Source organism: Pseudomonas sp. KCJK9111 (genome assembly GCF_046231935.1).
Classification (GTDB): domain Bacteria; phylum Pseudomonadota; class Gammaproteobacteria; order Pseudomonadales; family Pseudomonadaceae; genus Aquipseudomonas; species Aquipseudomonas parafulva_B.
In genome coordinates this window covers 25,505-37,220 of sequence record NZ_JBJJMO010000008.1, presented here as the reverse complement: position 1 = coordinate 37,220, position 11,716 = coordinate 25,505, and the positions used below count along the sequence as shown (strand labels likewise).

The 11,716-nt window shown below is 63.3% G+C and carries 13 protein-coding genes; 6 read left to right on the top strand and 7 right to left on the bottom strand.

From position 1 onward, the window contains the following. Positions 1-39 precede the first annotated feature (39 nt). Positions 40-864: a shikimate dehydrogenase gene (aroE, locus tag ACK59L_RS05430; protein ID WP_409272301.1), complete on the bottom strand. Its 825-nt coding sequence runs from the start codon at positions 862-864 to the stop codon at positions 40-42. 25 nt (positions 865-889) lie between these two features. Continuing rightward, positions 890-1,801 (bottom strand): oxygen-dependent coproporphyrinogen oxidase, encoded by a 912-nt coding sequence (gene hemF, locus ACK59L_RS05425; RefSeq protein WP_144963788.1) that lies wholly within the window; start codon positions 1,799-1,801, stop codon positions 890-892. A gap of 134 nt (positions 1,802-1,935) precedes the next feature. Between hemF and ACK59L_RS05420 the strand changes: the two genes are divergently transcribed. Next, positions 1,936-2,913 carry an NADPH:quinone reductase gene (locus tag ACK59L_RS05420; RefSeq protein WP_409272299.1) on the top strand — a complete coding sequence of 326 codons (978 nt, stop codon included), beginning with the start codon at positions 1,936-1,938 and terminating at the stop codon, positions 2,911-2,913. 117 nt (positions 2,914-3,030) lie between these two features. Here the strand turns inward: ACK59L_RS05420 and ACK59L_RS05415 are convergent, their stop codons facing one another. From ACK59L_RS05415 to dprA, 3 genes are all read right to left on the bottom strand, one after another. After that, the gene (locus tag ACK59L_RS05415) at positions 3,031-3,336 is read right to left on the bottom strand and encodes a hypothetical protein (protein ID WP_409272297.1); all 306 of its coding nucleotides are present in this window, start codon (positions 3,334-3,336) and stop codon (positions 3,031-3,033) included. A 374-nt stretch (positions 3,337-3,710) separates the two neighbouring features. Continuing rightward, positions 3,711-4,268 carry an L-threonylcarbamoyladenylate synthase gene (locus ACK59L_RS05410; RefSeq protein WP_027913284.1) on the bottom strand — a complete coding sequence of 186 codons (558 nt, stop codon included), beginning with the start codon at positions 4,266-4,268 and terminating at the stop codon, positions 3,711-3,713. A gap of 41 nt (positions 4,269-4,309) precedes the next feature. Beyond that, positions 4,310-5,407, bottom strand: coding sequence for a DNA-processing protein DprA (gene dprA / locus ACK59L_RS05405; RefSeq protein ID WP_409272295.1), 1,098 nt, complete (start codon positions 5,405-5,407; stop codon positions 4,310-4,312). A gap of 207 nt (positions 5,408-5,614) precedes the next feature. On the opposite strand from dprA, the gene def reads away from it, so the two are divergent. The 5 genes from def to ACK59L_RS05380 are packed head-to-tail and all read left to right on the top strand — an operon-like array spanning position 5,615 to position 10,132. Beyond that, entirely contained in the window at positions 5,615-6,121 is a 507-nt protein-coding gene (gene def, locus ACK59L_RS05400; RefSeq protein WP_023532616.1) for a peptide deformylase, read from the top strand. 59 nt (positions 6,122-6,180) lie between these two features. After that, the gene (gene fmt / locus ACK59L_RS05395; protein WP_409272292.1) at positions 6,181-7,113 is read left to right on the top strand and encodes a methionyl-tRNA formyltransferase; all 933 of its coding nucleotides are present in this window, start codon (positions 6,181-6,183) and stop codon (positions 7,111-7,113) included. Next, positions 7,110-8,420 carry a 16S rRNA (cytosine(967)-C(5))-methyltransferase RsmB gene (gene rsmB, locus ACK59L_RS05390; RefSeq protein ID WP_409272290.1) on the top strand — a complete coding sequence of 437 codons (1,311 nt, stop codon included), beginning with the start codon at positions 7,110-7,112 and terminating at the stop codon, positions 8,418-8,420. Before fmt ends, rsmB begins: the two co-directional genes overlap by 4 nt. A gap of 19 nt (positions 8,421-8,439) precedes the next feature. Beyond that, positions 8,440-9,813 (top strand): Trk system potassium transporter TrkA, encoded by a 1,374-nt coding sequence (trkA, locus tag ACK59L_RS05385; protein ID WP_058602697.1) that lies wholly within the window; start codon positions 8,440-8,442, stop codon positions 9,811-9,813. Between the two features lie 10 nt (positions 9,814-9,823). Beyond that, complete coding sequence (locus ACK59L_RS05380; protein WP_409272288.1) at positions 9,824-10,132, top strand: tetratricopeptide repeat protein; 309 nt, start codon at positions 9,824-9,826, stop codon at positions 10,130-10,132. 55 nt (positions 10,133-10,187) lie between these two features. Here the strand turns inward: ACK59L_RS05380 and ACK59L_RS05375 are convergent, their stop codons facing one another. Together ACK59L_RS05375 and ACK59L_RS05370 are read right to left on the bottom strand one after the other, a co-directional pair. Further along, entirely contained in the window at positions 10,188-11,075 is an 888-nt protein-coding gene (locus tag ACK59L_RS05375; RefSeq protein ID WP_027913290.1) for a lysophospholipid acyltransferase, read from the bottom strand. 41 nt (positions 11,076-11,116) lie between these two features. Next, a complete protein-coding gene (locus ACK59L_RS05370) occupies positions 11,117-11,668 on the bottom strand; it encodes a DNA-3-methyladenine glycosylase I (RefSeq protein WP_409272286.1) in 552 nt (183 codons plus the stop codon). Positions 11,669-11,716: the final 48 nt, after the last annotated feature.

Here is an 11,716-nt window from a genome sequence, read left to right as displayed (position 1 = left end):
GCAGCCACACGAAGCGCCGCTCAGGCGCCCAGCTTGCTGTCAGCCCCGCGCCAGCTGGCTGCGCAGTTCAGCGAGAACCGGAGCAGTGTCCGGCCGCACACTGCGCCACACATAAAAAGCTTCGGCGGCTTGTTCGGCCAGCATCCCCAGACCGTCCAGCACCTTGGCAGCGCCATGTTGGGTGGCCCACTGGCAGAACGGCGTTGGCGCCTTGCCATACATCATGTCGTAGCACACCGTACGACCGGGTTCGATGAGGCTGCTGGCAATCGGTGGCAGCTCACCGGCCAGGCTGGCCGAGGTAGCATTGATGATCACGTCCACCGGCTCTTGCAACCAGGCGAACCCGCTGGCCACCACCGGCCCCAGTTCATCGAACGCCTCGGCCAGGCGTTCGGCCTTCTCCACCGTGCGGTTGGCGATCACCAGTGACTGCGGGTTTTGCGCCAGCAGCGGCTCCAGCACCCCGCGCACGGCGCCGCCGGCACCGAGGACAAGGATGCGTTTACCTGCCAGTTCCACACCGGCATTGACGGTCAGGTCACGGACCAGCCCCGCACCGTCGGTGTTGTCCCCCTGCAAAGTACCGTCGGCCAGCTTGCTGAGCGTGTTCACCGCGCCTGCACGGCGCGCGCGCGGGGTAAGGCTGTCGCACAGGCGATAGGCTTCTTCCTTGAATGGCACGGTGACGTTGGCACCGCTGCCTTGCTTGAAAAAGCCGCGCGCGCAGTCACTGAAGTCGTCCAGCGGCGCCAGCAACGTGGCGTACTCCAGGTCCTGGCCGGTCTGTTCGGCGAACAGGCGATGAATCAGCGGCGACTTGCTGTGGCCGATCGGGTTGCCAAAAACGACGTACTGGTCCATGACGGCTCCTTGAATGGTTACAGGCTTACTGGCCGAGCCAGTCACGGTCTTGCAGGAAGTACTCGGTCAGCCGCGCCTCTTCACTGCCTGGCGCGGGTTTCCAGTCATAGCCCCAGCGTACCTGCGGTGGTAGCGACATGAGGATGGACTCGGTGCGCCCGCCAGACTGCAGCCCGAACAACGTGCCACGGTCGTAGACCAGGTTGAACTCGACGTAGCGGCCCCGGCGAAACTCCTGGAATTCCCGTTGCTGTGGGGTATAGGGCGTACCCTTGCGGCGCTGCACGATGGGCAGGTACGCGTCGATATAGGCATCGCCGATGGCGCGGATGAAGGCGAAGCAGGTATCGAAGTCCCACTCGTTCAGGTCATCGAAGAACAGCCCGCCGATGCCACGGGGCTCACCCCGGTGCTTGAGGTGAAAATACCGGTCGCACCAGGCCTTGTAGCGTGGGTAAACATCGGCGCCAAAGGGCGCGCACGCCTGTTCCGCGATTCGATGCCAGTGCACGCAATCTTCCTCCACACCGTAATACGGCGTCAGATCGAAGCCACCGCCGAACCACCAGACCGGCTCTTCGCCTTCCTTCTCGGCGATGAAAAACCGCACGTTGGCGTGGGAAGTAGGCACGTGGGGGTTATGCGGGTGGATCACCAGCGACACCCCGAGCGCCTGGAAACCGCGCCCAGCCAACTCCGGCCGATGGGCGCTGGCTGAAGGCGGCAACCCGGTGCCGAACACATGGGAGAAATTCACCCCGCCTTTCTCGATGACGGTGCCTTCGCCGATCACCCGCGTACGGCCCCCGCCACCCGCTTCGCGCACCCAGGCGTCCTCGACGAAGCGGGCGCCGCCGTCTTCGCGTTCCAGGGCTGAGCAGATGCGGTCTTGCAAGTCGAGCAGATAGGCTTTCACAGCCTCGGTGCGGCTAATCATCGGGTCACCAGGAGCGGGCAGGAAACAAGTGGCGCGTAGCATAACACCGCCTGCCAGCGCCCCGCAGTTGACGGCAGTCAAGCAAAGGCGTCCGATAGAGGCCCCTTTCCCGATCCCGAATCCAGGAGTACGAGATGGCCAAGCGTATCCAGTTCAGCCAGCACGGCGGCCCCGAAGTGCTGCAGTGGGTGGACTTCGAGCCCGCTGACCCTGGGCCTCAGCAAGTGCGCGTGCGCAACCACGCTGTGGGCCTGAACTTCATCGATACCTATTTCCGCAGCGGTTTGTACGCGCCGCCGTCCCTGCCTTCGGGCCTGGGTACCGAAGGGGCAGGGGTGGTCGAGGCCGTGGGCCCTGGCGTTTCCCGATTGAAGGTCGGCGACCGCGTGGCGTATGGCGGGGGCCCATTGGGCGCCTACGGCGAGGTGCACACGCTGCCTGAGGCCAACCTGGTCAAGCTGCCAGAGGCCATCAGCTTCGAGCAGGCTGCCGCCGTCATGCTCAAGGGCCTGACCGTGCAGTACCTGCTCAAGCAGACCTACGCTGTGCAGCCTGGCGATGTAATCCTGTTCCATGCGGCCGCAGGCGGTGTAGGCTCGCTGGCGTGCCAGTGGGCAAAGGCGCTGGGTGCCAAGCTCATCGGTACCGTGAGCTCTGCCGATAAAGCCGAGCGGGCCAAGGCCTTGGGCGCCTGGGCCACCATCGACTACAGCCAGGAGGATGTCGCCAAACGGGTGCTGGAGCTGACCGACGGCAAGAAATGCCCAGTCGTGTATGACGGGGTGGGCGTCGACACCTGGCTGACGTCGCTCGATTGCCTGCAAGCGCGGGGGTTGATGGTGAGCTTCGGCAATGCCTCGGGTGCGGTGAGTGGGGTGAACCTGGGGATTCTGGCGCAGAAGGGCTCGCTGTACGTCACACGGCCGACCCTGGCGACTTATGCCAACAACGCCGAGAACACCCAGGCCATGGCTGATGACCTCTTCGCCATGATTGCCAGCGGCAAAGTGACGGTGGATATCCAGCAGCGCTACCCGCTCAGCGAAGCGGCCAAGGCCCAGAGCGAGCTGTCGGCGCGGCGAACTGTGGGGTCCACTGTTTTGTTGCCTTGATTGGCAGAAGGTCGCGTTATGGCGACCAGGTGCTTGCCTTGGTTTTTGTAGTGTTGCGCAGATCGAGCGCCGCCTACGCGGCGCTCGATCTCACAGGCGCTAAAAACCTGTCAGCCCTCACACCTTCTTCTGCGACGGCGGATTCGACTCGATGCCATCCAGGATGGCCTCGACCACGCCTTCTGCCATTTCAATCGCATGCAGGTTCGACCAGAACATGCCACGGCCTTCTTCTCGCATGTAATCCAGGGCTTTGTAGCCGGTTTCGTAGGCGCTACGCAGGTATAGGGCTACGTGGACCAGAGCGTCCTCGGCGGAAATGTTCGGGTTGACGGTGAAGAGTGGGTCATGGCCGGCATCGCAGCGGCCGAATGGGTGGGCGGAAGTGGAAGGAAGGGGTGGATCAGGGACTATTTTTTTCATTGGAAAATGCTCCTAACGCCGCCACATACCACTACCACGTGAATAGGTGGCGACTGTACGCGGGGTGGTAGACCCGGGCATTTTCCAATCCAGGCAGGCTCGAAAGCCTCCCACGCACAGCCGCCATAGACTGTCATAGAAAGAATGCATCCGGGCTACCACACCCGATCGCCAAGGTATTTGGCGACAGCTGAAGCCTACGGGCAGCGGTTCCTACTGAAAAGGTGATGGCCGGGGACGCGGCTCGTAGGATATTTCCCAAACCGAATATCAAACAACTGCCTTGGCAAAAATCAGAAAAAACCAAGGCGTCATGGGGGGGATGGCTCAGGCGCTCGGTCCAAGCCTGGCCAACAGCATGGCCCGCAGGTGCATCAACCCGGCCGTACCACCTCGCCGGTAGCCAGATTGCGAATCAAACTCGGGTTCTTCCGCCCGCCCAACGCCCCACCCAGCACCAGATCCAGTTGTCCGTGGAAGTACTGCTCCACCCGCAGCCGGGTCTTTGCCGCAGGGCGCCCGCCAGGGTTGCACGACGTGGAGATCAGCGGCCCGACCAACGCGCACAGCTCGCGCACCACGGGGTGGTCGCTGACGCGAAGCGCTACGGTGTCGTGCTGCCCGGTCACCCATTCAGGTAGCAGATCCTGATGCGGCACCAGCCAGGTGTTGGGACCAGGCCAGGTGCTGGCCATCCGGTCGATCCAGTCTTCGGGGAAGTCTTCGAACAGGAAGTCGAACTGGCGGATGTTGTCGGCGACCAGGATCAACCCCTTATCCACAGGTCGCGACTTCAGTGCCAGCAGCCGATAGACCGCGTCCTCGTTCCACGGGTCGCAGCCCAGGCCCCAGACCGCCTCCGTCGGGTAGGCGATCACTGCGCCTGCCCGGATCTCACGTGCGGCTTGTTGCACACGAAAACTGCTCACCATTGATGCTTCTCCACTGGGAATGTTGCCTGGGCGCAGTTTACTCAGCCCGAGCGGGCAAACCAACGTCCCGCTTGATTGCTGACCCGGCCAGCGAGCTCCAGTTCGGTGAGCTGCGCCAGTACCTCTGCCAGCGGCTGCTCACTGCAGTGGGCCAGGCTTTCGGCGGTCTGCGGTGCAGCGTGCAACAGCGCCAGCAGTGGGTGATCGAAGGTGTCTGCAGCTGCCGGAGGCAGGTTCTGCCAGCCTTGCAGGGTTTCGAGTATCTGCTCGACGCTTTCGACAAGCAGGGCGCCGTCGCGGATCAGCTGGTGACAGCCCTTGGCGCCGGGGTGATGAATGGAGCCGGGAATGGCATAGACCTCACGGCCCTGCTCGGCGGCGAGCCGGGCCGTGATCAACGAGCCGCTGGCCAGGCTGGCCTCGACCACCAGCACACCCAACGAAAGACCGCTGATGATGCGGTTGCGCCGGGGAAAGTTACCCGGCAGCGGCCCGGCGTCGAGCGGGTACTCCGACACCAGTGCACTGCCGTTGTCGATCATCGCCTGGGCCAACGACTTGTGCCGCTGTGGATAAAGTTTTTCAAGCCCTGTGCCCAGTACGCCTATCGTGGCCCCGCCAGCCTGCAGCGCAGCACGGTGAGCGGCACCATCGATACCTACCGCCAGGCCACTGGTGACGACGAAGCCCGCCTGGGCAAGGTACCTGGCAAACGCGCCAGCCGTGTCCACCGCCGGCGGCGTCGCGCGGCGGCTGCCCACGATCGCCAGTTGTGGGCGGCTGAGCAGCGAAACGTTCCCCGCCACGAACAGCAGCGGCGGGGCATCGTCGATTTCGGCGAGCAACGCGGGGTAGTCTGGGCTGTCCCACATCAGCAATTGCTGGCCCGGACGCTCTAGCCAGCGCATTGCAGCACTGGCCGCATCCCGCACTTGAGGGCTGCGCCTTGCATCGATACTGGCATGGGGAATGCCCAGTGCGCGCCAGGCAGAACCGGGGGCACTGAGCGCCGATGAGGCACTTCCGAAGGCCTCGATCAGGGCAGAAAAGCGGCGCAAGCCGGTCTCGGGAAGGCAATGCAGGCGCAACCGCGCCTCCAGTTCTGCAGGCGGGCAAGTAGATAAGGAGCAATCAGACATCGGCAATCATCCTTGATGCAAAACGGTTGATTCAGGCTTCGCAACCTGTGGATAACTCTGTGAGTAACACTTTGAAAAGCTGTCCATTGGCTGGGGGCTATCACGCCAATAGTCACCCTAGACGAGGTTGCCAGGTGCCGAAGTCCGCGTTTCCCTTTATTATGTGTGTTCAGTTTTCAACCAAACGCACAGTGACTGCCTGACCTTATGGCCATTTTGAACATTCTCGAATTCCCGGACCCGCGCCTGCGCACCATCGCCAAACCGGTGACGGCGTTCGACGACGCCCTGCGCCAGCTGATCGACGACATGTTTGAAACCATGTACGAAGCCCCTGGCATCGGCCTGGCTGCGACCCAGGTCAACGTGCACCAGCAAGTCGTGGTGATGGACCTCAGCGAAGACCGCAGCGAACCTCGCGTCTTCATCAACCCGTCGGTCGAGGAACTGACCGATGACATGGGCCAGTACCAGGAAGGTTGCCTGTCAGTGCCGGGCTTCTACGAGAACGTCGATCGGCCCCTGCGCGTGAGGGTCAAGGCCCAGGATCGTGACGGCACACCGTTCGAGCTGGAATGCGAAGGCCTGCTGGCGGTGTGCGTGCAGCACGAGTTCGATCACCTCAATGGCAAGCTGTTCGTCGACTACCTGTCACAGCTCAAGCGGGATCGAATCAAGAAGAAGCTGGAAAAACAGCACCGCCAGCAAGCCTGATTCCCACCTTCCAGAAGGCTTGCTCCGGCAAGCCTTTTTCTTTTTGCAGCGAGAACACCATGCGCATCGTCTTTGCAGGCACTCCCGAGTTTGCCGCCGAACACCTCAAGGCCCTGCTCGACAGCCCGTACGAAGTCGTGGCCGTCTACACCCAGCCCGATCGCCCGGCAGGCCGCGGTCAGAAGCTGATGCCCAGCGCGGTCAAGGCGCTGGCCGTGGCCCATGACATCCCGGTGATGCAGCCACCAAGCCTGCGCAATGCCGAGGCCCAGGCACAATTGACAGCCTTGGCACCCGACCTGATGGTCGTGGTTGCCTACGGCCTGATCCTGCCCCAGGCGGTACTGGACATCCCGCGCCTTGGCTGCATCAACAGCCACGCGTCCTTGCTGCCACGCTGGCGCGGGGCGGCCCCGATTCAGCGGGCAGTGCAGGCGGGCGATGCCGAAAGCGGCGTGACCGTCATGCGCATGGAAGCGGGCCTGGACACCGGTCCCATGCTGCTCAAGGTCGTCACCCCGATCAACGCCACTGATACCGGCGGCAGCCTGCACGATCGCCTGGCGCAAATGGGGCCGGCGGCCGTCATCCAGGCCATCGCCGGGCTGGCCGATGGCACCTTGCACGGCGAGACGCAGGACGACGCCCTGGCTACCTATGCGCACAAGCTGAACAAGGACGAAGCGCGTCTGGACTGGTCCCTGCCAGCTGAACAGCTGGAGCGCCTGATTCGGGCATTCAACCCTTGGCCGATTTGCCACAGCACGCTCGACGGGGAAACCGTGAAGGTGCTGGGTGCGTGCCTGGCCACAGGGCAGGGCGCACCCGGTGAAATCCTGGCGGCAAGCAAAGACGGCCTGGTGGTTGCTTGCGGCGAGCAGGCGCTCAGCCTGACCCGCCTGCAATTGCCAGGCGGCAAGGCCCTGGCCTTCGCTGACCTGTTCAACAGCCGCAAAGAGAAATTCACGCCAGGCAAGGTGCTCGGCCAATGAACCCACGCCTGGCTGCCGCCCGTGCCCTTGCCGCTGTGCTCAGCGGCAAGGCCTCCCTCAACAGCTCCCTGCCCGCGCAACTGGACAAGGTCGAGGACCGTGACCGCGGGCTGACCCAAGACCTGGCCTTTGGTACCGCCCGTTGGCAGCCGCGCCTGGACCTGCTGGCAGCGCAGCTGTTGCAAAAGCCCTTCAAGGCCGCCGATGCCGATGTGCAGGCGTTGTTGCTGATTGGCTTGTACCAGTTGTTCTATACCCGCATCCCGGCTCATGCCGCCATTGGTGAAACCGTGGGTTGCGCCGACAAGCTGAAAAAACCCTGGGCCAAGGGGCTGCTGAACGCGGTGCTGCGCCGTGCACAGCGCGACGGCCAAGCCATGCTGGCCGACATGGAGCGCGACCCGGTGGTGCGCACCGCCCATCCACGCTGGCTGCAAAAGGCGCTCAAGGCCTTCTGGCCGGATCAGTGGGAAGCCATCTGCGCCGCCAACAATGCGCACCCGCCGATGATCCTGCGCGTCAACCGCCGCCATCACAGCCGCGACGGCTACCTGAAGCTGCTCGCCGATGCAGGCGTCCAGGCCCAGGCCTGCGCGTATAGCCGTGACGGTATCGTGCTGGCCGAGCCGCGGGATGTACGCGGCCTGCCAGGCTTTGCCGAAGGCTGGATCAGCGTCCAGGACGAAGCCGCGCAACTGGCCGCCGACCTGCTGGAGCTGGCGCCCGGTCAACGCGTGCTCGACGCATGCTGCGCCCCGGGAGGCAAGACCTGCCATGTGCTGGAGGCCGAAGCCGGGCTCTCTCACGTGGTGGCCATCGACCTTGAAGCCAAGCGCCTGGTGCGCGTGCGCGAAAACCTCGACCGCCTGAGGCTCGACGCCGAACTGATCGCCTGCGATGCCCGCGATACGGCCAGCTGGTGGGACGGCAAACCGTTCCAGCGCATTCTGCTGGACGCTCCTTGCTCGGCCACTGGCGTCATCCGTCGTCATCCAGACATCAAGCTCACTCGCCAGGCCGAAGACATCGCGCCGCTGGCGGCCTTGCAAGGCGAGTTGCTCGATGCCCTGTGGCCAACACTGGAGGTGGGCGGCATGCTGCTGTACGCCACCTGCTCCAGCCTACCGACCGAAAATACCGAGGTGATCGGCGCGTTCCTGGCGCGCACGCCAGGCGCACGCGAGCTGGACCTGGCCACCGAAGCGGGCCTGCGCCAGACGCATGGGCGCCAGTTGTTGGCCCAGGAAGGCGGCCACGACGGTTTCTACTATGCCAAGCTGATCAAGATTGCCGCCTCGCGCGGTTGAGCACACTGGGGAGTAGCGGATGAAGATCATCATCCTGGGCGCCGGCCAGGTGGGCGGAACGCTTGCAGAGCACCTGGCCAGCGAGGCCAACGACATCACCGTGGTCGATACCGATGGCGACCGCCTGCGCGACCTGGGTGATCGCCTGGATATCCGCACCGTGCAGGGGCGTGGGTCGCTGCCTACGGTGTTGCGACAGGCAGGCGCCGAGGACGCCGACATGCTGGTTGCCGTGACCAACAGCGACGAGACCAACATGGTCGCGTGCCAGGTGGCCTACTCGCTGTTCCACACACCGACAAAAATCGCCCGGGTGCGCGAGTCGGCCTACCTGACCCGCGAAGAACTGTTCGACAACGACCATATCCCGGTCGATGTGCTGATCAGCCCAGAACAGGTCGTCACCCACTACATCAAGCGCCTGATCGAACAGCCCGGTTCGTTGCAGGTCATCGACTTCGCCCAGGGCAAGGCGCAGTTGGTGGCCGTTAAGGCGTACTACGGCGGCCCGCTGGTCGGCCAGCAGCTGCGCCAGATACGCGCGCACATGCCCCATGTGGAAACCCGGGTGGCGGCGATCTTCCGCCGTGACCGCTCGATCACACCGCGCGGTGACACGGTGATCGAGGCCGATGACGAGGTGTTCTTCATCGCCGCCAAAAAGGACATCCGGGCGGTCATGGGCGAGCTGCGCCGCATCGATGAAACCAACAAGCGAGTCGTCATCGCTGGCGGCGGGCAGATAGGCGAGCGCCTGGCCGAAGCCATCGAAAGCCGCTACCAGGTGAAAATCATCGAGATGAACCCGGCACGCTGCCGATACCTGTCCGATACGTTGGACAGTACCGTGGTGCTGCAGGGCAGCGCATCGGACAAGGACCTGATGCTGGAAGAAAACATCGCCGACACTGATATCTTCCTGGCCCTGACCAACGATGACGAAGCCAACATCATGTCGTCCCTGCTGGCCAAGCGCCTGGGTGCACGCAAGGTCATGACGATCATCAACAACCCGGCCTATGTAGACCTGGTGCAGGGGGGTGAAATCGACATTGCCATCAGCCCGCAATTGGCCACCATCGGCACCTTGCTGGCGCACGTGCGCCGTGGCGATATCGTGAGCGTGCATTCGCTGCGTCGTGGTGCAGCCGAAGCCATCGAGGCAGTGGCCCACGGTGATGCGAAGTCGAGCAAGGTGGTGGGCAAGGCAATCGAGGACATAACCCTGCCCCCAGGGACGACCATCGGTGCCATCATTCGCCACGACAGTGTGCTCATCGCGCACGACACGACAGTCATCGAATCAGGTGACCATGTGATCCTGTTCGTTGTGGACAAGAAACACATTCGGGATGTGGAAAAGCTGTTCCACGTCGGCTTGAGTTTCTTCTAGGAGGCGGGACATGCGCCAATCGTTGGAAAACATGCTGGCCAAGGGTGTGGATAACCCATTGTTGCGCTTTGGCTTGGGCAAGGCTTGGCTCGACGAAGGCAATGGCGCGCAGGCTGCCGTGCACCTGGCTCGCTGTGTCGAGCAGGACCCCAAGTACTCGGCAGTCTGGAAGCTGTTAGGCAAGGCCTACCAGTTGCTGGCGGACCTGCCAGCGGCGCGCAAGGCCTGGGAAGACGGCATCGCGGCGGCGCAGGCCCATGGTGACAAGCAGGCCGAGAAAGAGATGACGGTGTTTCTCAAGAAACTCGACAAACGCTGAGCTCGCTAGCGCCGACGCATCGGCTGCCAGGCAGCCGCTGCCGGCGATGCGCGCCTCAATACCAGCGCGCCTCGCCTGCCGGACGCTTCTTGAAGCGCTTCATGCTCCACATGTACTGGCTGGGATACTCGCGCACATACCGCTCGACCACCTTGCTCATCGCGGCCGCCGACTCGTTCACGTCGGTGCTGTACATCGCCTCCGGCGCGGCTTCCAGAAACACCTTGAAGCCTGAGCCATCAGGCAGACGCAGGGCATGCAGGAAAACCCCGACTGCCTTGCCGCCAGCCAGCATGTTCGGCACGAACTTGCTGGTCAGCGCCTCAGTGCCCAGGAAGGGAACGAATACACCCGCCGACTCGGCCGGCTCGGGGTCGGCCGGGATGCCGACCTGGCCACCGCGCCGAACTTCCTTGATCACGCTGAGGATGCCTTCCTTGGTCGAAGGTGCGACGCGGTTGCCCATCTGCACACGCTGCTCGCGCAGCAGGTCGTCCACCGCCTTGAGCTTGGGTGGGCGGTAGAAAATGATCGGCTTGCATTGGTTGCAATAGAAGTGGTTCAGCACTTCCCAATTGCCCAAATGACTGGTGATACCCACAACCCCCTTTCCTGACGCCAGGGCCTGCTCCAGCACCTCCAGCCCATGCACCTCCTTGACCAGTTCCAGCGAACGGTGTGGGGGCCAGATCCAGGCGCAGGCGCTTTCGACGAAGGATTTGCCAATGTCCCGCAGTGCCTGGCCAACCAGCTGCTCGCGGGCAACCGGGTCCATCTCGGGGAAGCATTTGGCCAGGTTGATGCGCACCACGTTGCGCGAGCCATTGGGTATTTTCCACATCAGCCAGCCGATGCCGGCCCCGACGCGTTGCACCGCACCCCAAGGCAACTTGGCGAACAGTCGCAGCACCCCGACCATCAGGGCGCCCTTGAACTTTTCCACAGGCGAGTTCCTTATTTCAGCAAGACGGGCATTGTAACCCTTCAGTGGGACAAGGCGGCGTAGCGATCACAGTCGGTGGTGTGGTCCATGACCATGCCGGTCGCCTGCATGAAGGCATAGCAGATGGTCGGGCCGACGAAGGTGAAGCCGGCCTTGCGCAACGCCTTGCTCATGGCTTGGGCTTCTTCGGTCACGGCCGGGACTTCGCTGCGCGTGCTGAAATGGTTGATCTTCGGGGCGCCGCCGACGAACGACCATAGCCACTCGGCCGGGTTATCCACAGCCAGCCAGGCCTGGGCATTTCGCCTGGCAGCCTTGAGCTTGAGCCGATTGCGGATGATGCCGGCATCCTGCATCAACGTCTCGATGCGCTCGTCGCTCATCACCGCGAGTTTCGCAGGATCGAAGCCCTCCAGCACTTCACGGTAGCGCTCGCGCTTGCGCAGCACGGTGATCCAGGAAAGCCCTGCCTGGAACCCTTCGAGCAAAAGCATCTCGAACAGCAACGCCGGGTCACGCTGGGGCGTTCCCCATTCCTGGTCATGGTAGGCCTGGTACAACGGATCGTCGGTACACCAAAAGCAGCGTGGCATAAGGCTCCAATGAGTAGAGGGCGAGGCGAATCAGGTTATACTCCCGCT

What these genes read in the sequence shown, in the direction of transcription:
- aroE (WP_409272301.1), bottom strand. Translation starts at nt 864, where the DNA reads ATGGACCAGTACGTCGTTTTTGGCAACCCGATCGGCCACAGCAAGTCG.
- hemF (WP_144963788.1), bottom strand. Translation starts at nt 1,801, where the DNA reads ATGATTAGCCGCACCGAGGCTGTGAAAGCCTATCTGCTCGACTTGCAA.
- ACK59L_RS05420 (WP_409272299.1), top strand. Translation starts at nt 1,936, where the DNA reads ATGGCCAAGCGTATCCAGTTCAGCCAGCACGGCGGCCCCGAAGTGCTG.
- ACK59L_RS05415 (WP_409272297.1), bottom strand. Translation starts at nt 3,336, where the DNA reads ATGAAAAAAATAGTCCCTGATCCACCCCTTCCTTCCACTTCCGCCCAC.
- ACK59L_RS05410 (WP_027913284.1), bottom strand. Translation starts at nt 4,268, where the DNA reads ATGGTGAGCAGTTTTCGTGTGCAACAAGCCGCACGTGAGATCCGGGCA.
- dprA (WP_409272295.1), bottom strand. Translation starts at nt 5,407, where the DNA reads ATGTCTGATTGCTCCTTATCTACTTGCCCGCCTGCAGAACTGGAGGCG.
- def (WP_023532616.1), top strand. Translation starts at nt 5,615, where the DNA reads ATGGCCATTTTGAACATTCTCGAATTCCCGGACCCGCGCCTGCGCACC.
- fmt (WP_409272292.1), top strand. Translation starts at nt 6,181, where the DNA reads ATGCGCATCGTCTTTGCAGGCACTCCCGAGTTTGCCGCCGAACACCTC.
- rsmB (WP_409272290.1), top strand. Translation starts at nt 7,110, where the DNA reads ATGAACCCACGCCTGGCTGCCGCCCGTGCCCTTGCCGCTGTGCTCAGC.
- trkA (WP_058602697.1), top strand. Translation starts at nt 8,440, where the DNA reads ATGAAGATCATCATCCTGGGCGCCGGCCAGGTGGGCGGAACGCTTGCA.
- ACK59L_RS05380 (WP_409272288.1), top strand. Translation starts at nt 9,824, where the DNA reads ATGCGCCAATCGTTGGAAAACATGCTGGCCAAGGGTGTGGATAACCCA.
- ACK59L_RS05370 (WP_409272286.1), bottom strand. Translation starts at nt 11,668, where the DNA reads ATGCCACGCTGCTTTTGGTGTACCGACGATCCGTTGTACCAGGCCTAC.